The organism is Ruegeria sp. AB10 (assembly GCF_056542745.1).
Window position 1 is genome coordinate 31,727 of record NZ_JBQGAI010000013.1, and the last position, 24,365, is coordinate 56,091.

The window sequence follows — 24,365 nt, forward strand, 5'->3', positions numbered from 1 at the left end:
GCTCCGGGCTTTGGCGGAGCTGCCTCCAGTTTCCGGATATCAGCTCATTTTGCAACCGGTTTCAAAACGTCAGCCATTGCGACCGGTTGCCCGGTCTGCGCCGAACGGGTCGCGGCCTCGGCCATTGCCAGCGCGGCAACGCCATCCTCCAGCGTCACCGGCATCGATGATCCGGTCAGCACGGCCTGAACAAACGCGTCCCATTCCGCGCGATAGGCGGGCATGTAGCGTTCTAGGAAAAAATAAGTCGGCTTGGCGCCGGTGACACCATCGGCGGTCGATTTGACGACGGCGTTCTCCAGAACGTTATGGGCTTGCAGCAACCCGCCAGAGCCCAGCATCTCGATCCGCTGGTCATAGCCGTAGACCGCCCGCCGCGAGTTCTTGATCACCACGATCTTGCCATCGGTATAAGTCATTGTGACCACAGCGGTATCCACATCCCCTGCGCGCCCGATCTCGGGGTCGACAATCGAAGACCCGACAGCAGTAATCCGTTCCGGCAGCTGGCCCATCAGGTAATTCGCCATGTCGAAATCATGGATCATCATGTCCCGGAACAGACCGCCGGAAACCTTGACATAACTGATCGGCGGCGGGGCCGGGTCGAAAGAGGTGATCGACAGCATCTCGGTCGTACCGATCTCACCCTGATCGGCGGCCGATTTCAGGGTCGAGAAGCTGGGGTCAAACCGGCGGTTGAACCCGACCATGACCGGGCGACCAGTTTCCGCTGCAACCGCCTGACACGCCAGCGCGCGCTCAAGGCTGAGGTCAACGGGTTTTTCGCACAGAACCGCCTTGCCGGCCTGCGTGGCGGCCTCGATCAGGTCAGAATGGGTATCCGTCGGCGTCGCGATCAGCACCGCATCGATAGACGGGTCGGCAATGATGTCGTGGGACTCGCGGACCGCTGCTCCCTGCTCCGCAGCAAGGCTTTCAGCCGCATCGGAAATCGCGTCGGAAACCGCGTAAAGCTGACTTTGAGGATGCGCGGCAATGGCCTGTGCATGTACCCGACCAATGCGCCCGGCGCCAAGCAATCCGATTCTCAGCATACGGTTCTCCCGAATCTCTAATTTGGCGATACAATGTTTCTTTTTGCAACCGGTTGCAATATTTTTTTGGACGCGACGATGCCACAACGCAAAATTGCACGGTGTCGTGGCGGGCTGTGAAAAAGATGACTGGCGATCCCGGAAGGACTCGAACCCTCAACCTGCTGATTAGAAGTCAGCTGCTCTATCCAGTTGAGCTACGGGACCGCTGCGCCCTTCTTGCGGTTTTTACGGGCGGGGTTCAAGACCCAAGCGCATGAAGGCGCTGTTTGGGTCGGCCTCGTATCCGTAGATCGGCCCGCAATAGGAATATCCCAGCGCCTCATAGAGTTTGCGGGCCGCGTCATATTCCGGCAGATGCGCCGCGCCGGTTTCCAGAACCAAGGCTGAAATCCCGTCGGTTCGGGCCAGATCTGCCAGATGGATCATCATCTTGCGCGCCAGACCACGCCCGCGCGCCTGCTCCAGAATATGCACCGATTTCACCTCGGCCGTGCCATCCGGCAGCGCCTTGAGCGCACCACACCCGACAGGCTGACCCGCGTCATACATGGCCCAGAATCGAATCTCCGGCCCGGCCAGCGCCTTGGCATCCATGGTGTGATTGCTTTCCGCGGGGCCAGCGGTTTCGCTATGGGCAAAATGCGCCTCGACCACCGGGCGCAGCGCGTCCGATGTCGGATCAGCCTCGCGGATGTCGATCAATTCAGTGGGTCCAGGGCGCACGCCGGTCGGTGGCGAAGTTTTCGCCATAGCCACGGGCGCGCAAATTGGGTTTACGCTTGTGCGGCTCGCTGACCTGCGCGTCGATCCCGTTGTCCTTGGCGTAATCCAGCGCCTCTTCCTTGGTGTCGAACTTCAGCCGCACCTGGGTCTGCGTATCGTTGGACGAGGTCCAGCCCATCAGCGGATCAACCTCACGCGCAGACGCGGGGGCGTATTCCAGAACCCACTTGCGGGTCTTGGCCATCCCCGAGGTCATCGCATTCCTTGCAGGCTGGTAAATCCGTGCGCGCATGTCGCCTCTCCGTACTCACTTGGCTGGGGATGTTTATGCGCCAGACGCGTGGCATGGACAAGTCCGCAATTGTCGCAATTCAAGGGTTTGGAAATGCCCCCTTGAACAAGAACAAAAACAGATCAAAATCAGGCGCGAAAGGAATCTCCCCTGATGGCTTACGCTCATTCCGACAAGACACAGCTGACCGCCGACGACGTGCGCGCCCGCCTGAAACTGGAAGGCGGCAAGGCATTCGTCATGCATACCGAGTTTTCCCCCGCGGGCGACCAGCCAACCGCGATCAAGGAACTGGCCGGAGGCGTGTCGGACGGCGAGCGCGATCAGGTTCTGCTGGGTGCGACCGGGACGGGCAAGACCTTCACCATGGCCAAGGTGATCGAGGAAACCCAGCGCCCTGCCATCATTCTGGCCCCCAACAAGACATTGGCGGCGCAGCTATATGGTGAGTTCAAGGGCTTCTTCCCCGAAAACTCGGTCGAGTACTTCGTCTCCTACTACGACTATTACCAGCCCGAGGCCTATGTGCCGCGCAGCGACACCTATATCGAGAAAGAATCCCAGATCAACGAACAGATTGACCGGATGCGCCACTCGGCCACGCGGGCGCTGTTGGAACGTGATGACGTAATCATCGTCGCCTCGGTTTCGTGCATCTACGGCATCGGCTCGGTCGAGACCTATGGCGCGATGACGCAGGACCTGAAGGTTGGCCACGAATACGATCAACGGCAGGTGATGGCCGATCTGGTCGCCCAGCAATACCGCCGCAACGATCAGGCGTTTCAGCGCGGGTCCTTCCGGGTGCGGGGCGATTCCCTGGAAATCTGGCCCGCCCACCTTGAGGACCGCGCCTGGAAGCTGTCCTTCTTCGGCGAAGAGCTGGAGCAAATCACCGAATTCGACCCGCTGACCGGTGAGAAAACCGATACGATGGAGCAGATCCGGGTCTATGCGAACTCGCACTATGTGACGCCGAAACCCACGATGCAGCAGGCGATCATCGGGATCAAAAAGGAGTTGCGAATAAGGCTGGACCAACTGGTGGGCGAGGGCAAACTGCTGGAGGCGCAGCGCTTGGAACAGCGCACCAACTTCGATCTGGAAATGCTCGAGGCCACCGGCGTCTGCAACGGGATCGAGAACTACTCGCGTTATCTGACCGGCCGCGCACCGGGTGAGCCTCCCCCAACCCTGTTCGAATTCATCCCAGACAACGCGATTGTCTTCGCCGACGAATCCCACGTCAGCGTACCGCAGATCGGCGGCATGTACAGGGGCGACTACCGGCGCAAGTTCACGCTGGCCGAGCACGGGTTCCGCCTGCCGTCCTGCATGGACAACCGACCCCTCAAGTTCGAGGAATGGGACGCCATGCGCCCGCAATCCGTCTTTGTCTCGGCCACCCCGGCCAAATGGGAGATCGAACAGACCGGCGGCGTTTTCACCGAACAGGTGATCCGCCCCACGGGCCTCTTGGACCCCGAGGTCGAAATCCGCCCTGTCTCGATGCAGGTGGACGACCTGCTGGACGAGGTGCGCAAAGTCGCCGCGAACGGCTTCCGCACGCTGGTCACGACACTGACCAAACGCATGGCTGAGGACCTGACCGAATACCTGCACGAACAAGGTATCAAGGTCCGCTACATGCACTCGGATATCGACACGCTGGAACGCATCGAAATCCTGCGCGACCTGCGCCTAGGCGCCTTCGACGTACTGGTCGGCATCAACCTGCTGCGAGAGGGACTCGACATCCCCGAATGCGGGCTGGTCGCTATTCTGGACGCGGACAAGGAAGGTTTCCTGCGCTCGGAAACCTCGCTGATCCAGACCATCGGCCGCGCCGCGCGGAACGCGGATGGCCGCGTGATCATGTATGCCGACAAGATCACCGGCAGCATGGAACGCGCGCTGGAGGAAACCAACCGCCGCCGCGCCAAGCAACTCGCCTATAACGAGGAACACGGCATCACCCCCGAGACGGTGAAGAAGAATGTCGAGGACGTTCTGGCCGGTCTTTACGAAGGCGATGTCGACATGAACCGCGTCACCGCCACCATCGACAAACCGATGCACGGCGCGAATTTGGAGGCCCATCTGGACGGGTTGCGCGAGCAGATGCGCAAGGCCGCCGAAAACCTGGAATTCGAAGAGGCCGCCAATATCCGGGATGAAATCAAACGTCTGGAAGCGGTCGATCTGGCTGTGGCCGACGACCCTATGGCGCGGCAATGGGCGGTCGAGAAAGCCTCGGAAGACGCGGTGAAATCGCGCGGGCGGTCAACGGCCGGCAGGCCGGGGCAGCGCGGTGGGAATGTGAAGCGGAGGAAGCGGTGAAAACCCAAGATAATTTTTGCTATTGAGACAACCTCGGCAAACAACTTATAGAAATATCCACTCTGACTATTACCGTTAAAAGCAAAAGGCGGCCTATGCGATTTCTTGTTTCGATTTTCACTGTCCTTGTGACTTCTGTCGCACCTGCATGGTCTGAAGAGCCTCGTACTGACTACTCTGGGCGCACTCTCATTTATCATTCGGATGTCAAACTGCGCGGAACACAAAAGAGGGATGTTAGGCACTCGCAAAAGGCAGATTTCTTTGGTGCGGTGGCAGTCAACACAACAAAGAAAACCGATGACTTTAACGGTGCCGCGTGGGGATACCACGATTTGAAAACAGCTCAGGGCGTTGCGATGCGGTCCTGCCGCTTCAAAGCTGAAAGGCCTGAAGACTGTGTACTGTACCTTTCTGTTGTACCTAAAAGTTTTGACATAAACTCCAAGGAGTTGACTCTGTCCAAAACCGGATCGGAAGCCTACAACTATCTCAAGGGGAGGTTGCTCAGTACTTTGGGTAGCTATCAATCTTTCGCGACAAACGGCATTCATACCTGGGCCTACTCAGCAGCGGTATCAAGCCGCGAAGAGGCCGAAAGGAACGCAATAAAACTTTGCGAAGAGACATTTGCGAAATCGCTGAAAAGGAAAAAGCCAGATTGGGTAAAAGCAGTCTATGCAGAGGAAAAGTTGAAATGCAGGGTTTTCACTACGTTTTCGCGTGATTGACCGTATTTGAGTTTAGTATCCCGCATGCCCAAGCCTCTGCGCCGATCGTTTTTCTTGGTGGGCGCAACTGAGGCCGGCTCTGCAATCAACGTGATCTGTTCGCTCGGTGACGTATCCAACGTCGCACACTTCAACCTTGCAGCCCGGCGCGCACTCCTCCACGTTTGAAATCACAAATTGTGATTCCAAACGGTTGCCATGACGAACCCGAAGAAACTGCCCAGCGCACATGAGGTCCAAAGCGCCATTCACCGGGTGCGGGGCGCCCGCGTGGTGCTGGCCGAGGATTTGGCGCAGTTCTATGGAAAATCCGTCAGCGCGTTCAATCAGGCCGTGTCACGCAACAAGGACCTGTTCGAAGGCTACCGCTTTCAGCTAACCGATGCCGAGGTCGCCGATTTGCAATCACAGAATGTGATCTCAAAACCCAAAGGCCGCGGCGGGCGGCGGGTCAATCCTTGGGTCTATACCGACTACGGCGTGGCCATCGCCTCGGCCCTGTTCAAGGACCCGCGCGCGATCAGGATCACCCGGATGATCACCGAGGCCTTTGTCGATGGCGCAAACGCGCTGGCCGAAACCCCGCGCAGCGTGCCGGAAATCCTGCCGCCCGAGGACGCCCCCACCCCGCTGCTGCCCAATGGCGAGCAGTTGCGTGATCTGGCCGAGAACATTCTGGACTCGGGCCAGCAGAGCCTTGTCGACTACATCGCCAACCCCACCACCAAACGGCAACAGGCGGTGGCGGTGATCATGAAGACCCTGGCGGAAACCGCAGGCGAAGAGGTCCGCACTCAGCATGAACGCCTGCGCCTGAACATCGCCCAGCGTCTGGCGAGCGGAGATTACGCCGATGATGACGACCGCAAAGGCCTGCTGGAGCTGCTGCAGGCGATGAAGAGTTAAACACCCAACTCGGCCCGCATCTTCTTTGTCAGCTTGGCCACAACCAGATCATAAGACGTCATGATATGTTCGCGTAGTGAGGCGTCGGACATGCCGCGTTCTTCATAGACCTGCAGTCATTTCATCCCGCGCGACGCCAGATAGGGCGCTGGGCGGATGCCGGGCTCATCGCCCAGCACCTCAAACGCCAGATCGGTGGCCTTGAAGGTGAAGGCGTCCTTGCCATCGTTCCAGCCACAGATCGCAAAGACCTTGCCGCCCACTTTCCACACATCCGCATTGCCCCATTGCACCACATGACTGGTGGCTTTGAGGCTGGCGCAGAAGGTGTTGAATTCGTCGCGGGTCATCGCCCGAACCTCGGCGATCACCCGGAAATATGCAAGCGTTTAAAGGGCTTTATCCCAGTGGACGACCACGTCAAACCCGGCAGGGGATGGCGGGCCTTCGAGGAATTCCGCGAAATTCCCCCACAACTCGGCCACTTTGGGCGCGTTCGCGTTCGATGTCTCCTCGCTTTCGACAACCGCAACAACGTAACCGGTGCCGTCCTCGTTCATGGCATTGGTAAAGCTGTGCATCCCGTTCATGCCCATAATCTGATCTTTAAGCTCATTCATTTTCGCCTCGGCGGCATCCCGCATGCCGGGCTTCATTTTGAACTGAGTAATACGTGCAAACATTTCTTTCCTCCCTTTCAGGGCGAAATCCCCCAAAGACGGCCCTAAGCGGCACGTCCGGCGCAGTGTAACACAGCATCGGTGAATCGCGCAGAACCCGCGCAAGGGCCAATCAGGGCCGCACGAACTTGGCGGTTCCGACCGTCCGCGACGGGCGCGTGCCGGTCTGCTGCGGGACCGCGCCGGAAACCGGGGTGGGCGCGATGGTTTCGCAGGCAACGCCATCGCCATCGGGATCGTTGCGCGGGTGGTATCCCGGCCCTCCGGCCAAGAACGGCCCCGGCACGACCGTTTCAACCGCGTCACACCCCGCCAGGGCAATCAAATGGATCAGGGCCTGTTCGCGCTCAAAGTCGGATGTGCGCAGGTAAACAGCCACGACAATACTCAGGATCGTCAATGGCAGCATGAGAACCATGATCAATATCCGAACCGGAGACAGGGCGCGTTTGCGCAAGGCGTCCGCGCGTTTCTGGCGCCTCGATACCTTGGGCGTTGTCGGTTCCGTTTCGGGCTTGAGCGTGTTGTCTGGCATATCCTTCCCCTAACCCGGATTTGTGGCGAAACCGAGGCCCGGACACAACCGGCAACAAGGCCTCGCGCCGGGCCGGTGAAGCAGCTATGTTTGGCCCGTTGCAGACACCCTGGGACATATAAGCCATGACTGAAGCCAACCCTTTTCGTCCGGTCGATGACACGGCCCGCGGTTTGGCCCGCGACCTGATCGAGGGTGCAACCTTTGGCGCCCTCGCCACTTTGCAGCCGGGTAAGGCGGTGCCTTCCGTGTCGCGTATCTCGCTGGCAACGGATGAGGCTGGCGGTCTGGTGACCCTGATCTCGACCCTGGCGGATCATACGCGGGCTTTGCACGCCAATCTGGCCTGCGCGCTGTTGGTAGGAGAGCCGGGTGAGACCGGTGATCCGCTGACCCACCCGCGTTTGACCCTGCACGCCGAGGCCCGGTTCGTCGCGCGTGACAGCGCAGAGCACGGCCACCTGCGCGCGCGGTACTTGGCCTTGCGCCCAAAAGCGAAGCTTTATGTCGATTTCACCGATTTCGGCTTTGTCCGGTTCGAGATTTCAGATGCTTTGCTGAACGGTGGCTTTGGCAAGGCGTGGCGCCTTGCCCCGGCCGATCTTACACCCGGTCAGCGCACCACGTGAACCGCGCAGGCGGCGTGGCGGACCACATGGTTCGCAGTTGAGCCCAGCAGAAGATCCTGCATCCCCGGCCGATGCGATGCCATGATGATCAGGTCCGGTTTATGGGATTCCGCCCAGTCCAGAATGGTGCGCCCGGAATGCCCTTCGATCACCACGCCCACCGCGTTGGGCAGTTTCGCTGCCAGTTCATCCAGTTCGGTCTGAATCGCCCTGCGGGCTTCGGTCAGGTATTCGGGCGGCATGTAGGAGATTGCGTAGTTCGGTATGTGCTCGACCACATGCAGCAAGGTCACCTGGGCGTCCGGTGCCGACAAAATCCCGGCCAATTTCAACGGGCCGGAAATATCCCGTTCGGCATCGAAAGAAATGGGAACAAGAATGTTGCGATACATGGCGCGCACCTCCGCTTTCCTACACCCACCTTGAGCGAATTTGGGTGTTAAGGCTTTGATCCAAATCAGGAACTGCCAAAAGTTTCGGCCACGTCATACATCACCGGCTCAAAGCTCTTGCACAGCTCGTTGATCTTGCGGTTGCGGTCGCGCATTTCCGGAGTGCGCAGCATGGCCAGAAAATCCTCGCGGCGTTCCCATTGTGAATAATTGGCAATCCGGGTCTGGGCATCGTTCACATGCAGCCCTGCCGACACGAAACCCGGCTGTTTCGAGATGAACTCGGCATAGGCGTCGGTCAGCGCCTCCAACAGATCGTGGCAGGTGCCCGGCGTCATTTCAAAGGTGGTGATAACTGTCTGGACGCTCGCGCTCTTGGAAATCTTCGGCATCTGGATTCTCCTTATCGTTTCACAAGCTTAACACAGGAATTGCAAAGGTCTCTTGTTTCCTTTGCGGGTGAGACCTCTTTGTCGGTTTTCAAAAAATGAACAAATTACTAACCATCCGTTAACCATGCTGACGGATTCTGCGCGCATGTGCCGGATCGTCCTTCTTTTGTCTCTGTTGCTTGCTGCGGTACCGGCGTGGTCGGGGGCATGGCTGCGGGAAAAGGGTTCGGCCTTCACCGCGGCCTCGGTAACCGCGTTCAAGGACTCCGGCGGTTCTTATGACTATAAAACCGGGCTTTATGCGGAATTCGGATACCGACCGAACCTTACAATCGGGCTGGATTTCGAGGAGAACCGAGACCTTTACGGCCACGCACTAATGTTTGCGCGGCTTCCGGTTGCCGATTTCGACAAATGGGGACGTTTTGCGGCCGAGATCGGGGCGGGCGCCCATAATCGGCACCGGGACGCCTGGGCCATGTATAAGCTGACCCTCTCTTATGGCAATGGGTTCCAGACCGGCTGGGGGAATGGCTGGGTGGCTATCGATACCGCTTTGGAATTGCGCACGCATGATGCCCTATACCGCAAACTGGATATCACCGCAGGTCTGTCCGGGGATCGGCTGCTGAATCCGCTGATACAGATTGAGACGGCCTATACCCCGGATCATTCGTTGTATTGGAGAGCCCGCCCCTCGGTCATGATCCGGACTAGGAACAGTTCGGCCACGTGGGTGCTGGGCCTTGAACGCGATGATGCGCGCAGCGATACGGGGTTGAAATTGGCGATTTGGAATGAGTTTTGAAGGCCGCGAACTGGCCGCCCCGCAACGGGACGGCCAGCCGAAATATCAGCGCTCCATTCGCACGGTCGCGGAAACCTCACCGCTCAGAGCCTCGGGCCAACGCAGGTTGATCGCGTCATTCGATACGCCCTGCTCCAGCTCGACATAAGGGTTGGCAAAGGTCAGCGATCCGAAAGTTGTTCTCAAAGGTCCCAGAACCGTGACCGCATCACAGCTGCGGGCAAGACCGCCAAACGGCAGCCGACCCGAAGTCTGGACGGTCCAGGCTTGCGATGCGGAACCTTGTGCATACCTGACCCGCAGAGGGTTCGACACTTTCTGGTCCACCCCGTGAAAGGTATTGTTCTCGAACGTCACACCCCGGTGCGCGTATTTGTTCAGATCGGCATAGGTGGTGTCCACCCGTTCCACCCGGGTGATATTACCACTTGATGAACGGAACTTGTTCCCGGTCACGATGACACCATTCAGGAAATGCCCCGCACCATAGGGCCGAATGACAAGATAGGTGAACCAGGACGCAACTTCGCTGGAGTAGAAGATATTGTCGGTGATGGCCATCGAACTGAACGAATACCCGGCAGTGTAGACCGGATTTGCATCCCGTTCGTTGGTCCACTGGATCGAGCAGTTATCAACGTAGTTCCCTGAGATGGTCGAGCTGTTATAGGTGCCGATCATGACCAGACCGGCGCTGCGGACACCTTGCGGAATGCTGTCGCCCTGGAAGAAGTGATTGCCCAGGATCATGTTGTTGGTGCCGCCCAAAACGGCAAAGTGCCGGAACCGCACCGCCCGGTTGTGGCGCAGTTTGACGTCATTGGCGGTAGAGTTCAGAGCGATCGATTTTCGATCCTGCACATTGAAGGACTCTTCGGTGGACAGGAACTGACAGTTATCGATCAGCATCCCCTGACACCCCGTTCCGATCGACGTGATGCCCCGATCCTTGGGGCGGCTAATGAAACTGTTCGCCACCGCGAAAGTACTGCCCGAGGGGGCCAGACGGATCGCGCTGCTGCGGCCATTGCACTGGAACTCAATCTCTTCCATGCCAAATTTGCGCAGCGTGCTGAAGCCGCTGAAATCCAGCAGGTACTTGAAAGATTGAAAGGTGAAGGTCTGCGTGCCGGCCGCATCAAACAACGGTGCGTTCAGCGTGATCTCACCCGCACCCTCGTTTTTGGAACGGACATAGATTTCACGCCCGACCCCGCTGCCCTGTACCAATGCACCGATCGGAATATTGGCCACGTTGGCCACATTCACCAGACGGGTGGGGTCGTTCGGGTTATAGGTCGCGACTGAGGTGAACGTCTCGGTATCCCAGGCCGAACTGCTTTGCACGTCGAACTGGCCATTGCGGATTACACGGCGCGTCGAGAAACCGCTTTGCCGGTTCGGCACCGCGGCGGCCATGTCGAGGGGTTCACTGACCGAAATCTTACGCCCCCCCAGATCAAGCGATTCGTGATCCGAGTTGTTAAGCAGTGCCTGAAACGCTTTCTTGAAGGCCAGCGTTTCATTGCCAAAGGCGTTGATATAGGTCGGCAGGTCGAAATTTTTGGTCATTAGCAGCATCTTGTCGTCGGGCATCGTGACCGTGCCCTCAAAGTCGATCTCGGATGCCATCGACGTGTTCTGTGCCAACAGATAGGTGCCTTCGGGCACGAAAACCGTGCGTCCGTTCGCAGCCTGATCTGCCGCCTCGAAGGCCACCGAGTCGTCCGCGACGCCGTCGCCGATAGCTCCGAAATCGCGCACGTCGACAAGGCTGATCAGGTTGCGCAGGAACACCCCGGTGATATCCGTGATCTCGATATCATCGACCCGGATGACGGCCCCGTTTGCACCATCGATATCCAGCCCGAAATGCCCGTACAGCGTCTGCACACCCCAGGGCATATCCACGCCGGGGCGCTGGCCGGTGCCGACAATGGCAGTGATCTCATGCACCGTGCCATAGCCCGAAAGCTGCGTCGCCGGGCCCTGCTCGACCACACCAGTGACCTGCACGTCTCCAGCACCGCCAGCCCAACCCGCGATACGCACTTCGGGCAGCGGGCCGCTGATCGCTTTGACCCGCGCCTTGATCTGCAGGTAGCACCCCGGCAATAGCGGCGTTTGGCCCATATAGCGCAGACGTTGGGTGGCGCTGACCTTCAGGATTTCAAGGCAGCCGCCGAAATCCGCATCGGCCGGGACAAACGCACCGGTGCCCGATCCGTCATAGGTGGGCGAGCCAGGTGTGCCGTCGCCGCTGGACCACACATTCAGACCGTTTGCGAATGCAGGCGGCATGAACACGATGCCGTCAGTGATTGCCTTATTCATAGAAATCCCTTTCCCAATCGCGCTGGCGGTGACCCGCCACGCGCATAAACCCAGTGCCCGGGATCGCGCGCCCCGAACGCAAAAGCCTGAGTACCGAAAAGGAATTAACTACCGCTCATGTCACCGTAACGGTGGTGTTGCGTCAGGCGGCCGGATCAGCGTTGCCCAGCAGTTGCACGCCGTTGATCTTCCAGCCGTTTTCAAGCGGCACCATCTGATAGTCGAGGATATGCACCCGGCCCGCGCCATCGGTGATCATGACTTTCTGCCACAGTGAACCGGCGACTTCGCGCAGTTCCAGAAACCGCACATCCGCAGGCCGCCAGACCATCGGATAGCCGCGTTTGACCATCACCCCAAAGTTCTCGGGCGTCTGGAAAAGGCGTTGGATATTGGGGCTGGCAAAGGTGAAAGCGGTGGCGAAATCATCCGCCTTGAAAGCCTGTATCTGCGCCGCGATATTGGCCTCAATCTCGTCACTCTGGGCAAATACGCCCGAGGCCAGTCCGACGCTCAGGAATACAGCAAGCAAATAACGACGCATGGGGCTACCTCCTGATCAGAGGGTAGCCCCACGCGGTATCAGGTCAAATCAGACCAGCTCTCCGGCCAGTGCCTTGTCGATCAGCGCGATGGTTTCCGGCACACCGTAGAGTGCAATGAAACCACCAAAACGCGGGCCTTGAGATGCCCCCAGCAGGACCTCATAGAGCGCTGTGAACCAGCCGCGCATCGGGTCGAACCGCTCGCGTCCGATGGAATAGACCACCGATTGCAACGCTTCGTCTTCAGCGGGGCCATCATAAGCCTCGAGCGCAGCTTTCAACGCCTCCAGCGCCTCGCGTTCCTGTTCGGTCGGCGCGCGGTGCTGGCGGGTCGGTTTCACGAAGTCGTTGAAGTAGCGCACGGCAAAGCCCGCCGCCTGATCCAGGTCGGGATGCGTTTCGGCCGTGGCGTCGGGCGCGTAACGGCGGATGAAGCCCCACAATGCCTCTTTGTCCTCGGCCCCCGAAACCGAGGCCAGGTTCAGCAGCATCGCAAACGGCACCATCAGCGTGGACTCGGGGACATTGCCTCCGTGGATGTGCCAGACCGGATTGTTCAACTGCGCCTTCAGGTCCTGCCCCGGATAGGCCCGCAACTGCTGGTGATACTCATCATAGGCTTTCGGGATCACGTCAAAATGCATCCGCTTGGCCGTCTTGGGCTTTTGATACATGAAATACGCCAGCGACTCGGTCGGTGCGTAAGTCAGCCACTCGTCAATCGACACGCCATTGCCGGACGATTTCGAGATTTTCTGACCATTCTCATCCAGGAACAGCTCGTACGAGAAGTGTTCCGGCGCTCGGCCACCCAGCGCACGGCAGATCGCGTCATAGATTTTCTCGTTGGTCGCGTGTTCCTTGCCATACATCTCGAAGTCAACGCCCAGCGCGGCCCAGCGCGCGCCGAAATCCGGCTTCCACTGCAGCTTGACGTTGCCGCCGGTGACGGGCAACGTCCATTCCTTGCCGTCCTCATCATCGAAGGTGACGGTATAGGTTTCGGCGCAAACCTTCTTCATAGGCACATACAGCACCCGACCGGTTTCCGGATGAATCGGCAGGAAGATCGAATAGGTCTGCTGGCGCTCTTCGCGCAGGCTTTTTAGCATAATGGCCATGATATCGTCATAGCGTTCAACCGAGCGCTTCAGAATCTCGTCGAACTGACCCGAGCGATAGAAGTCGCGCGCCGAATAGAATTCATACTCGAACCCGAAGGTATCGAGGAACCGGCGCAGCATGGCGTTGTTATACTCGCCAAAGCTGGGGTACTCGCCGAACGGATCGGGTACCGAGGTCAGCGGGCACTGCAGATAGCCCTGCAGCTTTTCCGGGTTCGGCACGTTGCTTGGCACCTTGCGCATCCCGTCCAGATCGTCCGAGAAACAGATCAGCTTGGTCGGGATATCCGACAATGCCTCGAACGCGCGCTTTACCATTGTGGTGCGCGCAACCTCACCAAAGGTGCCGATATGCGGCAGACCCGAGGGACCATAGCCGGTCTCAAAAAGCACGTACCCCTTTTCCGGAGCGCCTTTCTGATAGCGTTTGAGCAACCGGCGCGCCTCTTCAAAAGGCCAGGCCTTGGACGACATCGCGGTTTCACGCAGTTCAGACATCAGATTTGCTCCATCGGGAAAACAGCGTCGGTCGCCCTGTGCGACCGACCGGCCCCTCCTATTGTGCCGGTGCAGCATGAGTCAATAAACTGCGGGTTTTTTCCTGATGAGATTGCTGATTTACGCAGTCAGCTGGTCCAGTTTGGCAGCCCAGATGAAGTCATTCTCGCTGAGGCCTCCGATTTCATGGGTGGTCAGTTTGACGTCCACATAGCCCCAACCAAAGCTGACATCCGGATGATGCCCCTGCTGGTCGGCCAGCCAAGCGCAGAGATTGGCTAGGTAAGTCGCCTTGGCAAATCCCTTGAACGTGTAGTGTCGGCTGAGTTGTTTTGCATCAGCATCCAGCTTCCAGTCCGAGGACAGCTCGGCCATATGCGTGTTTGCCTCCTCCCGCGTCAAAGCCGGGACACCGCCGGAACAGGGCACGCAGGTTCGGTCCGAAAGGCTGCAGGTTTGTCCTGATGTGGTCATGATCCGTTCACTCCGCTGCGGTTGCTTTTTCCGGGAACTTGTTCGGCAGCAACCCAAGGGACTGCGCCTGACGCACATCTGCAAGCAGATCACGATCCGCAGCTGCGAACAGTTCCTCAGGCGAGTTTAACACGAAATAGCCCATCTGGTGCATGTCGATCCGATAGGGCGTGCGCAGGATCGTCAGGACATCGAAAGGATCGCGATCAGGAATGTCGCTTTCCACCGCATAGACCAGTTCGGTTGGCGAGGACGCAAGCCCGGACCCCAGCGCCTTGATCTCTCCATCCTGTCGGCGCAGGCCAAATTCGATCGAGAACCAATAGAGCCGGATCAACCAGGAATAATCCTTGTCGCCCGCCTGCACTCCGGCCTTGCCGATGGCATGACTGAAGGCCGCAAAGCGCGGGTCGCTCAGCAAAGGGGTATGGCCGAAGATCTCATGAAAGATGTCCGGCTCTTCGATGTAATCGAAATCCTCGCGCGAGCGGATAAAGGATGCGGCGGGAAAGACCCGGTCTGCCAACATGCCAAAGAAGGTTTTGAACCCGATCAGCGCAGGCACCGGCTGCACCCGCCACCCGGTCATGTCCATCAGGCGCTCCGAGATATCGGCGCAGGACGGCACGCTGATTTTCGGCAGCTCAAGACGCTCCAGCCCCGCAAGGTAATCGCGGGCCATGTAGCGCTGCACATTCTTCTCTTGCGCGGCATAAAGATCGGCCCAAACCGCGTCTTCCTCGGACGTATAGGCAATATGGCCGCGCGCATCAGCCACCTTGGCGACGTATTTGGTCGATTTTGGCATCACTTTTCCTCCTTGAGAAAAGTATAGCCGCGCTTCCTGGTGGTTTTGGTTTGGTAAACAGTGATTTTATCGGTATTTTGGCAAATACATATCGCAAAGGCATCAATTGTGAAACAAATGCTTCAACCTGCTGATATTGCCATTCTGCAAGAGCTGCAGACCGATGGCCGCCTGTCGATGCAGGACCTTGCCGACCGCACCGGCCTTTCGGCCTCGCAATGCTGGCGGCGCGTGCGCGAGTTGGAGGCGTCCGGCGTGATCTCCGGCTATATCGCACAGGTGCGGGCCAAGTCCGTGGGGCTGGATGCCATCGCCTATGTCCACATCGCCCTGCGCGACCACCAAGAGGATAGCATCACCGCATTCCTGCGGCTGGTCGAAACCGAACCGCAGATCGTCGAATGCGCCTCGATCACCGGGGATCATGACTTTATCCTGAAGGTCTATGCCAAAACGCCCGAAGACCTTGAGCATTTCATCATGCAGCGGCTGCTGAAGTCCGGTTTGGTGCGTGACACCCGCAGCAATTTCGTGCTGCGGCAGACCAAAACGCGAGGGCCGCTGCCCATTCTGTGACCCAATCCGGCAAAATCCGTTGAACCTGCGCGCCAGCCCTCCTATCGTGCGGGCGCAGAAAGCCCAATCAGGACTACACCATGACCGAACAAGTACCCCACCCGATGTCCCCACAGGATTGCCTTGTCGCGATCATGGTTGCGGTCTCTGCCTCGGATGAGACCATCCGCACCGCCGAGCTGGTCAAGATCGAAGGCGCGGTCAACATGCTGCCGGTTTTCGCGGAATATGACATCGACCGCACCCGTCGTGTGTCGCAGACCGTGTTCGACCTGTTCGAACAGGAAGACGGGCTGGACGCCCTGTTCGGCCTGATCCGCGACAACCTGCCCGAGCGGTTGCACGAAACCGCCTACGCGCTGGCCTGCGATGTGGCCGCAGCGGACGGGTCGCTTGCCGAGACCGAGCTGCGCTTGCTGGAAGAAATCCGGTACGAGCTGAATATCGACCGGCTGCACGCCGCCGCGATTGAGCGTGGCGCACGGGCGCGTCACACCACCTGACCTCAGCTGCCCGCCAACATCCCCCAGCGTTCGATCAGAGCACGCTGCAGCTTGCGCGACCTGTTGTTCCAGCTGCGCGCACCGTCGGGGCGTTCACGCAACGCGCGGGGGATAGTCGCGCGGTGGTCGACATCTGCGGTGAAGATGGCAAAGGCCAGCTCTGATCCATCCGGCGCAGTGATAAACCCGCCCAGCCCGGACACGAAATTCAGCGTGCCGGTCTTGGCATCCACTCTGATCGGATGATCCTTGACCGGCCGCCCCTGACTGTCCAAAAGCTTGAATTTCTTGAGCAGCGGCTGAAGTGCCCCGTCTTTATGAGCCTTGACCAAAGCTGTCACCAGATCTGCGGGCGCGACGCGTGACGCATCGCCCAGCCCCGAGTGATCCACCATCGCGATGCCACGCACACCGTAGGCCTCATAGGCCCAGCGGTTCATTTCCTCAGCGGAATCAGCCAGACTCTGCAATTTAGCGCCCCGTGCCTTCGAAGCCGCCATTCCAACCATTTCAGCCGTGATATTGGTCGAGTATTTCAGCATACCCCGCAGGATACTCTCCAACGGATCGCTTTGATGCACCACCAGAACTGAGCCCTGAGGAGCCTCGCGCGTGATCTGCACGCGGCCCAGAACTATTCCATTCACCCTCGCCAAGGTGCGGAACACATCGCCCGTATAAAGCGCAGGCTTACGCACCGGCAACCAACGCGCGCCTCCATTGCCCAGCGCGCCTTTGGCCACCGTCCAGCGATCCTGCCGGGCGCTTGGCTGATAGGTGTAGATCGGCAAACTGCGCTTTTCGACCTGCATCGACGCCATATCCACGGACGGCCTGTAGCGGGCCGTGCGGGCGTCCATGGTCACATCGTAACCAGTGCCGTCGCGCTTCCATTCGAAATGAACGCGGTTGAAGTTCAGAGAGATGCCACTGATGGCCGGGCTGTATCCCAGATGATCGGGCTGCCCGGGGTCAATGCTGAACACGTACGGCAGCGCCCCGTCATAGACCTTGAACGCGCCCTGCACCTCGGTGATTCCGGCCTCGCGCAGATTGGCGGCCATTGCAGCCAGATCGTCAGTATCCAGTAGAGGGTCTCCGCCGCCCACAAGGATCAGGTCGCCCTTGAGAACGCCATTCTCGATCAGGCCATCGGCGATCAATGCGGTTTCAAACCGGTAATCCGCCCCCAGAACGTCCAGCGCATATAGCGCTGTCAACGCCTTGGCGACACTGGCAGGGGGCAAGCCTTGATCGCCGCCAAACGCCTCAAGCTGAGTACCCGTTTCCACATCCGAGACAGCAAAGACCACCTCGCCCCGCAATCCCGCAGCCCGGACAAGCCGCTCGGCCCCTCCGGACAGGTCCTTCCGAAGCAGAGGCCGCAAGGATCGGACAGGGGCATCGGCCAGAGCCGGGCCCGAAACGACCGAAGCCCCCAGCCCGGCAAGAAACAAACGACGTGAAAAACGATCAACCATGGGTCAATTAAAATCCCAGAGATCAAAGGCAAACAACCACTGAATGGGATTATGCGCCCATCGTGGCTATTCAGGCAACACCCCGCCGTCCCATTCGCCACGCGTGCGCAGCTCGGTCGAGCTGACATCGACCATCGGCACATTGACGAAACACCACGCCGGAGCCTGCGCCCTCCCCAACAGATGCCGCGCCTGACCGTCGATGCGATAACGCGCATACAACCGTGCCGCAGGCGACATACGGGCCGAGATCCGGTCCCCCGGTCGCGCCACCACGCCGACCGGCACGCTATCCATGATCTGGCGCCAGTCCTTCCAGCGGTGGAACTGCGCGAGGTTGTCGGCGCCCATCAGCCAGACGAATTTCACCTGTGGGTAAAGCCGCTGCAACGCCACCAAGGTGTCTGCCGTCGCCCGCGTTCCGGTCAGCGCCTCGATATCCGTTACTTCAACGCGTGGATGCTGCATCACAGCCTGCGCCGCCCGAACCCGCCGACGCAACGGCGCGGGGCCACGTTCCTTCAGCGGGTTGCCCGGCGATACCAGCCACCACACCCGATCCAGCCCGAAGGCCTTCATCGCCTCAAGTGTGACGTGCACGTGCCCCCGATGCGGCGGATCGAATGATCCGCCGAACAGACCGACAACCTGCCCCGGCCGTGCATATGGAAGGACGCTGCGCAACATCCCCTGCTGATGTTCAGAACTCAAGCGGCTTGTCAATCAACAGGTTGCACAGGATCACCCAGCTGAACCCGCCCGGACTGCACCACTTCGGCACACCAACCGCCATGCCCGCGCACGGCGGAATAGCCACCTTTGCCCAACGCCTCCTCCATCCGGCTGCAAGGCGCGCAAATGACAGTAAAGCGCAAAATAGCCTCACCCAACCGCACCTCGCGCCCCTTGAGCGCGGCCAGATTGATCCCCGAAACCACCAGATTGCGCCGCAGGATGTCCGGTGCGACCGGCCCCTGCCCCAGATATGACCCAATCGCCGCAAGATGCTCTAGCTGGATCAGAGTCACCGCCCGCTTGCCCGCACGGCCACGGTCACCTGAAAGCCCATCGGCGGTCACCATAGCCGCGTCCACGGCAACCAATTGCGCCCGGCGGCTCGGCCGAAGACCAATCCATTCCACCCGACCGGGCCGTGTCCAGCCCGCTATCAACTCTGCCAGTTTCGACAAACCGTCCCCCGCGTTCAGCCGCGCCAATCTAACCGAGGCCGCATCGATACGAAATTCACAAAACCACCAGCTTGCCCCGCCCGCCCGGCTTGGATATCTAGCGGTTTAACCTGATTTCCCCGACCCAAAGGACGCGACATGGCCGCCTATCAATATGTCTACCACATGCAGGGTGTCTCCAAGACTTATCCCGGTGGCAAGAAGTGCTTTGAAAACATCCACCTGAGCTTTCTGCCCGGCGTGAAAATCGGTGTCGTCGGCGTCAACGGCGCGGGTAAATCGACCCTGATGAAGATCATGGCGGGCCTCGACACCGATTTCACCGGTGAGGCCTGGGCCGCCGAAGGCGCCAAGGTCGGCTATCTGCCGCAGGAACCGCAGCTGGATGAATCCCTGACCGTGCGTGAAAACGTCATGCTGGGCGTGGCCGCGAAAAAGGCCAAGGTCGACCGGTTCAACGAGATCGCCATGGAGATCGCCGAGAATTACTCGGACGAGCTGATGGAGGAGATGACCACCCTGCAGGACGCGATCGATGCCGAGAACCTCTGGGACCTCGACAGCCAGATCGACGTCTCGATGGAGGCGCTGCGCTGCCCACCGGACGATGCCAATATCGCCAACCTCTCGGGTGGTGAGAAACGCCGCGTGGCGCTCTGTAAGCTGCTGCTCGAAGCGCCCGACATGCTGCTGCTCGACGAACCGACCAACCACCTGGACGCCGAAACCATCGCCTGGCTGCAACAGCACCTGATCGACTACAAGGGCACCATCCTGATCGTCACTCACGACCGCTATTTTCTGGATGACATCACCGGCTGGATTCTTGAGCTCGACCGTGGCCGCGGCATTCCTTACGAGGGCAACTACTCTGCATGGCTGGAACAAAAGGCCAAACGGCTGGAGCAGGAAGCCCGCGAGGACAAATCCAAGCAGAAAACCCTGCAGCGTGAGTTGGAATGGATGCGTCAGGGTCAAAAGGCCCGTCAGGCCAAATCCAAGGCCCGGATCAACGCCTATAACGAACTGGCCGAGCAGTCCGAACGCGAAAAGCTGACCCGTGCCCAGATCGTCATCCCCAACGGCCAGCGCCTTGGCGGCAAGGTGATCGAGGTCGAGGGCCTGTCTAAGCACATGGGCGACAAGCAACTGATCGAAGGGCTGGACTTTGCCCTGCCACCCGGCGGCATCGTCGGCGTCATCGGCCCCAACGGCGCCGGGAAATCGACCCTGTTCAAAATGCTCACCGGTCAGGAACAGCCCGACAGCGGCACCATTACGCTAGGAGACACGGTCGAGCTGTCCTATGTCGACCAGTCCCGCGACGACCTGAAAGACAACGACACCGTGTGGGAGGCGATCACCGGCGGCGCCGAGATCATCCAGCTGGGCGACGCGCAGGTCAATTCCCGCGCCTATTGCTCGTCCTTCAATTTCAAGGGCGGCGACCAGCAGAAAAAGGTCTCGCTGCTATCCGGTGGTGAGCGCAACCGCGTCCACATGGCCCGCCTGTTGAAAGAGGGCGGCAACGTCCTGCTGCTCGACGAACCGACCAACGACCTTGACGTCGAAACCCTGCGCGCACTGGAAGACGCGCTGGTTGATTTCGCCGGCTGCGCTGTGGTCATCTCGCACGACCGTTTCTTCCTCGACCGGATTTGCACCCATATTCTGGCCTTCGAGGGCGATGCCCACGTGGAATGGTTCGAAGGCAACTTCGAAGATTACGAAGAGGACAAAAAGCGTCGTCTGGGACCGGACGCGCTGGAGCCCAAGCGCCTAAAGCACAAAAAGTTTGCACGATGATCGGCTTTATCGAGAAACGCATCGACAAATGGAAGCGCAGCGTCCGCAAGCGGGTTGCTATTCGGCGTTTGCAGCGGATTCCGCAAAACGCACCCAAAAACTGTGTCATTGTGGCAAGCAATGGCCGGTCCGGCAGCACGCTGACCTTTCTGGCCCTTGCTGATACGTTGAAAGAGATCGATCCGCTATCGGCAAAGCGGGTGGATTTTGTAGCCCGGCTGAGTGATACCGAGTTTTACACTCCGTGCGTGTATAAGACTCACGACTTTCCTCAGCCGCTGTCCACATGGCCCGAAAATACCCGCGTCGTTTTTTGTTTCGGTCCGACCAAGGATTCAGCGTTCTCCGTGTATTCCGCAATGGAAAGATACGGCGCAGACTGGATCGACCAACACTTCTATCACCTGCACGCCACCGGCACGTTTGATGAGTTGTTCGAACGCGATGTGCTGCAGCAGGCACGGCAGATCAGGGAATGGGTCACGTTTGAAGATGTCCCCGTTCTGTGCGTTCGCTATGACGCGCTTTGGGACCATCAGGATACAATTTCGCGGTTTACCGGGCTGGATTTCACCCCGCCCAAACGGCGCGAGCGGACCCCGAAAGACATCCCGGAAGAGTTCAAGGCCAGCGCCGATCAGCTGTATGACCCGATTGATGAGGTGATCGATCAATTGCCGGAATGCTTCATAGCCTCGGCCCAATACAGCAGCGTCGTGAATAAACTGCCCGCCACCGACTGAGCCACGCCCTTGGGTGAATCCCGACGGAATCCTTCGAAACCTGTGTACGCGGCGAGCCGGTCAGGCCGTCCGCATCCAGCGTCCACATGCGCAAATATCACCCGGTCAACTTGGCAACCGGTCGAACCTGGTTCAATCTGGCACCGGACCGCCTTATGCGGGCGTCAAGTGACAAAGGATCAATTTGGTGAGAGTGCTTTTCTCAAAGGGGCTTGTATTCATATCCAAGCCACGCTGTGGCTCTACATCGGTCCGCAAGTATCTGACGCGACACCTGTCGAAAAAATCCGGAGATTTTGCTGTCGACTACGCGCGTGAGTCCGAGCATTTTCACCCCCACGATACCGCCCCATACGTCAAGGCAAAGCTGGCGGAGCTTTATCCCGAACACGCTGGGCTTTCGTACTTCATGACGACAAGAAACCCGGTTAATTTACTTTGGTCGTGCTACCGGTATTTCAAACCCGATGCCGAGTGCCGCTACAACTTTGAGCCCGGTTGGGACGAAACTACGACGATGGAGTTCGAAGACTGGGTCCAGCATGGCAAGCTGGGTATGAAGGATGGGTGGAAGGAACTGGCCCCCAGTTGGATCTCCACGCAAAACCTTTCGCCCCTCAGCCTTGAGGCCTATTCCATTGACCGCGCGGGCGTTAACCACGTCGATCACCTGTTTAGGCTCGAAAACATAAACGAGCTGAATGACTGGCTTTCCGGCAGGCTGCCGAAACCCTGGTTTTCGGCTTTTTCACAGCGCGGAAACATTATTCCACATATCAATCAGGCAGAGGCGGGAGATCACGCCAAAGGTGGGAACAAGCCCATTGCCCTTTCCGACAAAAGCCTGAAAGCGATCCGGATGATGTTCCCTGCTGAAAGCGAAATGTACAAAATCTGAACCGGATTTGCCGGTTTCCCGGACCGGTTATCGTAACGTGCCGGGCGACCATCAGCAGGCCGGATTGGCCACCTGCTTTGGATTTCCAGGGGGTTTTGTTTCTTGCAGAACAGGACTCCTCCCTTGCCCCGCGCCGTTGCCGATGCCATATCTAAAGGGCTAACGTTTTTCTATTTCGACCTACTGTCTCCTTCTACGGCGCTCAGTCTATCGATCCAGACAACGACGCCAGGCTGCCGCAACTCCGTGGGCAGCACTAAACAGGAGACAACGGATATGCCCGCAGGCACCGTAAAATGGTTCAACACCACCAAAGGCTACGGCTTTATCGCACCCGAAGATGGCGGCAAAGACATCTTCGTTCACATCTCGGCCGTGGAACGCTCGGGCCTGACCGGTCTGGCCGACAACCAGAAGGTCACGTACGAGCTGCGCGCCGGCCGTGACGGCCGCGAAAGCGCCGACAATATCGTACTTGCATAAGACATTGGAAGGGCAGAATATTCTCTGCCCTTTTTCTTTTCCGGGTGTACGCTTGCGCTCGTGTTGCTGCCTGATTGTGTGTCCCCACTACGACATCACAATAGGGTTACTTCTCTCCAACGATTGACCAGATCGGTTATCCTTCCGAGATTAGGGTCAAGATTTGTCTGTTGTTTTATAGAGAGCTGCCATGTTCACGCGCCGTACCTTTCTGACTGCGACCGCAGCCGCCAGCCTTGTGCCCGGCGTTGCGGGGGCCAAGAAGAAAGCTGTCGAATACGATCCCACACCGCAATTTGTGCGCATCAAAAAGCAATTCCAGCCGGGTCAATTGCTGGTCGCGCCGCGGTCGTTCTACCTGTATTACGTGACCGAGCCGCGCAAGGCGGTCCGCTATGGCTGCGGGGTCGGCAAGGCCGGGCTGGAATTCACCGGCACCGCCACCATCGACGTCAAGAAAGAATGGCCAACCTGGCGCCCGACCGACGAGATGATCGAGCGCGAACCCGTCACCTATGCCCGGTTCAAGGACAATGACTATGTCCAGCCCGGCGGTGGCGACAATCCTTTGGGCGCGCGGGCGCTTTACCTGTTCCAGAATGGCGTCGACACCTATTTCCGCATTCACGGAACCACGCAGCCGCAGACCATCGGTCATGCGGTCTCAAATGGCTGCATCCGAATGATGAACGAACACGTGATCGACCTCTATGAACGTGTGCCGATCGGGACCGTCGTGACTGTCGTTTGATCACTGCCGGGCCGCAGCGACAAGTTCCAGCACATAGGGGCCAAGGCTTTCAACGATCAAGGCGACCCCTTCGGCATTCGGGTGAATGCCATCCGGCTGCATATAGCGGCGGGCGGCGTCGGGATCGCCCTCGGCGGTCAACCCGTTGAAAAAGCTGGGGGCGTAGCCGGTTTCGTACTGCTCCGCCAGATCAGGGTAGATGGTATCAAATGCCTGTTTGTAATCGGCTCCGTAATTGCCAGGCGCCTGCATCCCAACCAGCAGAACTTCGACATCCGCCGCGCCCGCGGTTTTGACGATCGCCTCAAGATTGGTCCGCGACACTGCCGGGTCGATCCCTCGCAGCAGGTCGTTGCCACCCAGCGTCACGATCATCCCGTCCACCTCCGGCGTCAACGTCCAATCCACCCGTGCCGCACCGCCTGCCGTGGTGTCCCCGGACACTCCGGCATTGATCAGGCGCACATCCGCACCTTGCGCCTGCAGCCATCGCCCCAACTGAGGCACAAAGCCGTCCTGTTCGGGCAACCCATAGCCCTGGGTCAGCGAATCCCCTAAAGCAGCGATCACCACCTGCTCGGCTGTGGCAGCAAAGCCGCAGCACACAAACAGCGTCGACATCAAAGCCTTGCGCAACATCTGAACCGCTCCATATCCCAATT

The 24,365-nt window shown here is 59.0% G+C and carries 28 protein-coding genes, 1 tRNA gene and 1 pseudogene; 12 read left to right on the forward strand and 18 right to left on the reverse strand.

All coding sequences use genetic code 11. The features are described from left to right. Window positions 1-44: 44 nt before the first annotated feature. The 4 genes from iolG to ACR0NT_RS17760 form a co-directional block, all read right to left on the reverse strand. A complete protein-coding gene (iolG, locus tag ACR0NT_RS17745; protein ID WP_170673416.1) occupies window positions 45-1,058 on the reverse strand; it encodes an inositol 2-dehydrogenase in 1,014 nt (337 codons plus the stop codon). A gap of 130 nt (window positions 1,059-1,188) precedes the next feature. Beyond that, window positions 1,189-1,265, reverse strand: a tRNA-Arg gene (locus tag ACR0NT_RS17750). Window positions 1,266-1,286: 21 nt separating this feature from the next. Continuing rightward, on the reverse strand, window positions 1,287-1,763 hold the full coding sequence (locus tag ACR0NT_RS17755; RefSeq protein WP_170673419.1) for a GNAT family N-acetyltransferase: 477 nt from the start codon (window positions 1,761-1,763) through the stop codon (window positions 1,287-1,289). Between the two features lies 1 nt (window position 1,764). Continuing rightward, entirely contained in the window at window positions 1,765-2,076 is a 312-nt protein-coding gene (locus tag ACR0NT_RS17760; protein WP_170445922.1) for an ETC complex I subunit, read from the reverse strand. Window positions 2,077-2,229: 153 nt separating this feature from the next. On the opposite strand from ACR0NT_RS17760, the gene uvrB reads away from it, so the two are divergent. The 3 genes from uvrB to ACR0NT_RS17775 all read left to right on the forward strand — a co-directional run bounded on the left by uvrB (window position 2,230) and on the right by ACR0NT_RS17775 (window position 6,053). Then, the gene (uvrB, locus tag ACR0NT_RS17765) at window positions 2,230-4,416 is read left to right on the forward strand and encodes an excinuclease ABC subunit UvrB (RefSeq protein ID WP_170445925.1); all 2,187 of its coding nucleotides are present in this window, start codon (window positions 2,230-2,232) and stop codon (window positions 4,414-4,416) included. Between the two features lie 95 nt (window positions 4,417-4,511). Further along, window positions 4,512-5,147: a hypothetical protein gene (locus ACR0NT_RS17770; RefSeq protein WP_170445928.1), complete on the forward strand. Its 636-nt coding sequence runs from the start codon at window positions 4,512-4,514 to the stop codon at window positions 5,145-5,147. Between the two features lie 198 nt (window positions 5,148-5,345). After that, window positions 5,346-6,053: an ORF6N domain-containing protein gene (locus ACR0NT_RS17775; RefSeq protein WP_170445930.1), complete on the forward strand. Its 708-nt coding sequence runs from the start codon at window positions 5,346-5,348 to the stop codon at window positions 6,051-6,053. Here the strand turns inward: ACR0NT_RS17775 and ACR0NT_RS17780 are convergent. From ACR0NT_RS17780 to ACR0NT_RS17790, 3 genes and pseudogenes are all read right to left on the reverse strand, one after another. Next, window positions 6,050-6,403, reverse strand: a pseudogene (locus ACR0NT_RS17780) (MmcQ/YjbR family DNA-binding protein). The gene ACR0NT_RS17775 and the pseudogene ACR0NT_RS17780 sit on opposite strands and share 4 nt — an antisense overlap. A gap of 39 nt (window positions 6,404-6,442) precedes the next feature. Next, entirely contained in the window at window positions 6,443-6,736 is a 294-nt protein-coding gene (locus tag ACR0NT_RS17785) for a hypothetical protein (protein ID WP_170445934.1), read from the reverse strand. A gap of 109 nt (window positions 6,737-6,845) precedes the next feature. After that, window positions 6,846-7,268: an excalibur calcium-binding domain-containing protein gene (locus tag ACR0NT_RS17790; protein WP_480443447.1), complete on the reverse strand. Its 423-nt coding sequence runs from the start codon at window positions 7,266-7,268 to the stop codon at window positions 6,846-6,848. 125 nt (window positions 7,269-7,393) lie between these two features. Between ACR0NT_RS17790 and ACR0NT_RS17795 the strand changes: the two genes are divergently transcribed. Continuing rightward, on the forward strand, window positions 7,394-7,897 hold the full coding sequence (locus ACR0NT_RS17795; RefSeq protein WP_170673421.1) for a pyridoxamine 5'-phosphate oxidase family protein: 504 nt from the start codon (window positions 7,394-7,396) through the stop codon (window positions 7,895-7,897). Here the strand turns inward: ACR0NT_RS17795 and ACR0NT_RS17800 are convergent. Both ACR0NT_RS17800 and ACR0NT_RS17805 read right to left on the reverse strand, forming a co-directional pair. Beyond that, the gene (locus ACR0NT_RS17800; protein WP_170445940.1) at window positions 7,882-8,289 is read right to left on the reverse strand and encodes a universal stress protein; all 408 of its coding nucleotides are present in this window, start codon (window positions 8,287-8,289) and stop codon (window positions 7,882-7,884) included. The genes ACR0NT_RS17795 and ACR0NT_RS17800 overlap by 16 nt on opposite strands. Before the next feature lie 65 nt (window positions 8,290-8,354). After that, a complete protein-coding gene (locus ACR0NT_RS17805) occupies window positions 8,355-8,681 on the reverse strand; it encodes an antibiotic biosynthesis monooxygenase family protein (protein ID WP_170327094.1) in 327 nt (108 codons plus the stop codon). 145 nt (window positions 8,682-8,826) lie between these two features. Between ACR0NT_RS17805 and ACR0NT_RS17810 the strand changes: the two genes are divergently transcribed. Next, complete coding sequence (locus ACR0NT_RS17810; RefSeq protein WP_170445943.1) at window positions 8,827-9,489, forward strand: hypothetical protein; 663 nt, start codon at window positions 8,827-8,829, stop codon at window positions 9,487-9,489. Window positions 9,490-9,534: 45 nt separating this feature from the next. Here ACR0NT_RS17810 and ACR0NT_RS17815 read toward each other — a convergent pair whose 3' ends face one another. From ACR0NT_RS17815 to phhA, 5 genes are all read right to left on the reverse strand, one after another. Continuing rightward, window positions 9,535-11,823: a glycosyl hydrolase family 28-related protein gene (locus ACR0NT_RS17815; protein WP_170445946.1), complete on the reverse strand. Its 2,289-nt coding sequence runs from the start codon at window positions 11,821-11,823 to the stop codon at window positions 9,535-9,537. A 142-nt stretch (window positions 11,824-11,965) separates the two neighbouring features. Beyond that, window positions 11,966-12,367 (reverse strand): DUF4864 domain-containing protein, encoded by a 402-nt coding sequence (locus tag ACR0NT_RS17820; RefSeq protein WP_170445949.1) that lies wholly within the window; start codon window positions 12,365-12,367, stop codon window positions 11,966-11,968. A 48-nt stretch (window positions 12,368-12,415) separates the two neighbouring features. Continuing rightward, window positions 12,416-13,990, reverse strand: a complete 1,575-nt coding sequence (locus ACR0NT_RS17825) for a lysine--tRNA ligase (RefSeq protein ID WP_170445952.1) — start codon at window positions 13,988-13,990, stop codon at window positions 12,416-12,418. A gap of 120 nt (window positions 13,991-14,110) precedes the next feature. Continuing rightward, window positions 14,111-14,464 carry a 4a-hydroxytetrahydrobiopterin dehydratase gene (locus ACR0NT_RS17830; protein WP_170673424.1) on the reverse strand — a complete coding sequence of 118 codons (354 nt, stop codon included), beginning with the start codon at window positions 14,462-14,464 and terminating at the stop codon, window positions 14,111-14,113. Window positions 14,465-14,471: 7 nt separating this feature from the next. Beyond that, a complete protein-coding gene (gene phhA, locus ACR0NT_RS17835) occupies window positions 14,472-15,272 on the reverse strand; it encodes a phenylalanine 4-monooxygenase (RefSeq protein ID WP_170673427.1) in 801 nt (266 codons plus the stop codon). A gap of 117 nt (window positions 15,273-15,389) precedes the next feature. Here phhA and ACR0NT_RS17840 point away from each other — a divergent pair, with 117 nt between their 5' ends. Both ACR0NT_RS17840 and ACR0NT_RS17845 read left to right on the forward strand, forming a co-directional pair. Further along, window positions 15,390-15,848, forward strand: coding sequence for an Lrp/AsnC family transcriptional regulator (locus ACR0NT_RS17840; RefSeq protein ID WP_170445959.1), 459 nt, complete (start codon window positions 15,390-15,392; stop codon window positions 15,846-15,848). An 80-nt stretch (window positions 15,849-15,928) separates the two neighbouring features. Then, window positions 15,929-16,351 (forward strand): tellurite resistance TerB family protein, encoded by a 423-nt coding sequence (locus ACR0NT_RS17845; RefSeq protein ID WP_170327101.1) that lies wholly within the window; start codon window positions 15,929-15,931, stop codon window positions 16,349-16,351. Window positions 16,352-16,353: 2 nt separating this feature from the next. Here ACR0NT_RS17845 and dacB read toward each other — a convergent pair whose 3' ends face one another. From dacB to ACR0NT_RS17860, 3 genes are all read right to left on the reverse strand, one after another. Then, window positions 16,354-17,832 carry a D-alanyl-D-alanine carboxypeptidase/D-alanyl-D-alanine endopeptidase gene (gene dacB / locus ACR0NT_RS17850; RefSeq protein WP_170445962.1) on the reverse strand — a complete coding sequence of 493 codons (1,479 nt, stop codon included), beginning with the start codon at window positions 17,830-17,832 and terminating at the stop codon, window positions 16,354-16,356. A 66-nt stretch (window positions 17,833-17,898) separates the two neighbouring features. Then, window positions 17,899-18,519, reverse strand: a complete 621-nt coding sequence (locus ACR0NT_RS17855) for a nicotinate-nucleotide adenylyltransferase (protein WP_170445965.1) — start codon at window positions 18,517-18,519, stop codon at window positions 17,899-17,901. 32 nt (window positions 18,520-18,551) lie between these two features. After that, window positions 18,552-19,022 (reverse strand): MOSC domain-containing protein, encoded by a 471-nt coding sequence (locus tag ACR0NT_RS17860; RefSeq protein ID WP_170445968.1) that lies wholly within the window; start codon window positions 19,020-19,022, stop codon window positions 18,552-18,554. 138 nt (window positions 19,023-19,160) lie between these two features. Here ACR0NT_RS17860 and ettA point away from each other — a divergent pair, with 138 nt between their 5' ends. From ettA to ACR0NT_RS17885, 5 genes are all read left to right on the forward strand, one after another. Then, on the forward strand, window positions 19,161-20,828 hold the full coding sequence (gene ettA / locus ACR0NT_RS17865) for an energy-dependent translational throttle protein EttA (protein ID WP_010442471.1): 1,668 nt from the start codon (window positions 19,161-19,163) through the stop codon (window positions 20,826-20,828). Next, window positions 20,825-21,571 (forward strand): hypothetical protein, encoded by a 747-nt coding sequence (locus ACR0NT_RS17870; protein ID WP_170445971.1) that lies wholly within the window; start codon window positions 20,825-20,827, stop codon window positions 21,569-21,571. The genes ettA and ACR0NT_RS17870 overlap by 4 nt, the downstream gene beginning before the upstream one ends. Window positions 21,572-21,758: 187 nt before the next feature. Further along, window positions 21,759-22,469 carry a hypothetical protein gene (locus ACR0NT_RS17875; protein WP_170445974.1) on the forward strand — a complete coding sequence of 237 codons (711 nt, stop codon included), beginning with the start codon at window positions 21,759-21,761 and terminating at the stop codon, window positions 22,467-22,469. A 276-nt stretch (window positions 22,470-22,745) separates the two neighbouring features. Next, complete coding sequence (locus ACR0NT_RS17880; RefSeq protein WP_170327110.1) at window positions 22,746-22,952, forward strand: cold-shock protein; 207 nt, start codon at window positions 22,746-22,748, stop codon at window positions 22,950-22,952. A 190-nt stretch (window positions 22,953-23,142) separates the two neighbouring features. After that, window positions 23,143-23,703: a L,D-transpeptidase gene (locus tag ACR0NT_RS17885; protein ID WP_170445977.1), complete on the forward strand. Its 561-nt coding sequence runs from the start codon at window positions 23,143-23,145 to the stop codon at window positions 23,701-23,703. On the opposite strand, the gene ACR0NT_RS17890 is transcribed toward ACR0NT_RS17885, so the two are convergent. After that, window positions 23,704-24,342 carry an arylesterase gene (locus ACR0NT_RS17890; protein WP_170673430.1) on the reverse strand — a complete coding sequence of 213 codons (639 nt, stop codon included), beginning with the start codon at window positions 24,340-24,342 and terminating at the stop codon, window positions 23,704-23,706. Window positions 24,343-24,365 lie beyond the last annotated feature (23 nt).

Excerpts from the sequence above, each read along its gene's own strand:
- ACR0NT_RS17855 (WP_170445965.1), bottom strand. The coding sequence starts at position 18,519 with ATGTTGCGCAGCGTCCTTCCATATGCACGGCCGGGGCAGGTTGTCGGT.
- dacB (WP_170445962.1), bottom strand. The coding sequence starts at position 17,832 with ATGGTTGATCGTTTTTCACGTCGTTTGTTTCTTGCCGGGCTGGGGGCT.
- ACR0NT_RS17800 (WP_170445940.1), bottom strand. The coding sequence starts at position 8,289 with ATGTATCGCAACATTCTTGTTCCCATTTCTTTCGATGCCGAACGGGAT.
- ACR0NT_RS17845 (WP_170327101.1), top strand. The coding sequence starts at position 15,929 with ATGACCGAACAAGTACCCCACCCGATGTCCCCACAGGATTGCCTTGTC.
- uvrB (WP_170445925.1), top strand. The coding sequence starts at position 2,230 with ATGGCTTACGCTCATTCCGACAAGACACAGCTGACCGCCGACGACGTG.
- ACR0NT_RS17810 (WP_170445943.1), top strand. The coding sequence starts at position 8,827 with ATGTGCCGGATCGTCCTTCTTTTGTCTCTGTTGCTTGCTGCGGTACCG.
- ACR0NT_RS17870 (WP_170445971.1), top strand. The coding sequence starts at position 20,825 with ATGATCGGCTTTATCGAGAAACGCATCGACAAATGGAAGCGCAGCGTC.
- ACR0NT_RS17880 (WP_170327110.1), top strand. The coding sequence starts at position 22,746 with ATGCCCGCAGGCACCGTAAAATGGTTCAACACCACCAAAGGCTACGGC.
- ACR0NT_RS17885 (WP_170445977.1), top strand. The coding sequence starts at position 23,143 with ATGTTCACGCGCCGTACCTTTCTGACTGCGACCGCAGCCGCCAGCCTT.
- ACR0NT_RS17815 (WP_170445946.1), bottom strand. The coding sequence starts at position 11,823 with ATGAATAAGGCAATCACTGACGGCATCGTGTTCATGCCGCCTGCATTC.
- ACR0NT_RS17890 (WP_170673430.1), bottom strand. The coding sequence starts at position 24,342 with ATGTTGCGCAAGGCTTTGATGTCGACGCTGTTTGTGTGCTGCGGCTTT.
- ACR0NT_RS17830 (WP_170673424.1), bottom strand. The coding sequence starts at position 14,464 with ATGACCACATCAGGACAAACCTGCAGCCTTTCGGACCGAACCTGCGTG.
- ACR0NT_RS17760 (WP_170445922.1), bottom strand. The coding sequence starts at position 2,076 with ATGCGCGCACGGATTTACCAGCCTGCAAGGAATGCGATGACCTCGGGG.
- ACR0NT_RS17790 (WP_480443447.1), bottom strand. The coding sequence starts at position 7,268 with ATGCCAGACAACACGCTCAAGCCCGAAACGGAACCGACAACGCCCAAG.
- ACR0NT_RS17840 (WP_170445959.1), top strand. The coding sequence starts at position 15,390 with ATGCTTCAACCTGCTGATATTGCCATTCTGCAAGAGCTGCAGACCGAT.
- iolG (WP_170673416.1), bottom strand. The coding sequence starts at position 1,058 with ATGCTGAGAATCGGATTGCTTGGCGCCGGGCGCATTGGTCGGGTACAT.
- ACR0NT_RS17805 (WP_170327094.1), bottom strand. The coding sequence starts at position 8,681 with ATGCCGAAGATTTCCAAGAGCGCGAGCGTCCAGACAGTTATCACCACC.
- ACR0NT_RS17795 (WP_170673421.1), top strand. The coding sequence starts at position 7,394 with ATGACTGAAGCCAACCCTTTTCGTCCGGTCGATGACACGGCCCGCGGT.
- ACR0NT_RS17775 (WP_170445930.1), top strand. The coding sequence starts at position 5,346 with ATGACGAACCCGAAGAAACTGCCCAGCGCACATGAGGTCCAAAGCGCC.
- ACR0NT_RS17820 (WP_170445949.1), bottom strand. The coding sequence starts at position 12,367 with ATGCGTCGTTATTTGCTTGCTGTATTCCTGAGCGTCGGACTGGCCTCG.
- ACR0NT_RS17785 (WP_170445934.1), bottom strand. The coding sequence starts at position 6,736 with ATGTTTGCACGTATTACTCAGTTCAAAATGAAGCCCGGCATGCGGGAT.
- ACR0NT_RS17770 (WP_170445928.1), top strand. The coding sequence starts at position 4,512 with ATGCGATTTCTTGTTTCGATTTTCACTGTCCTTGTGACTTCTGTCGCA.
- phhA (WP_170673427.1), bottom strand. The coding sequence starts at position 15,272 with ATGCCAAAATCGACCAAATACGTCGCCAAGGTGGCTGATGCGCGCGGC.
- ACR0NT_RS17825 (WP_170445952.1), bottom strand. The coding sequence starts at position 13,990 with ATGTCTGAACTGCGTGAAACCGCGATGTCGTCCAAGGCCTGGCCTTTT.
- ettA (WP_010442471.1), top strand. The coding sequence starts at position 19,161 with ATGGCCGCCTATCAATATGTCTACCACATGCAGGGTGTCTCCAAGACT.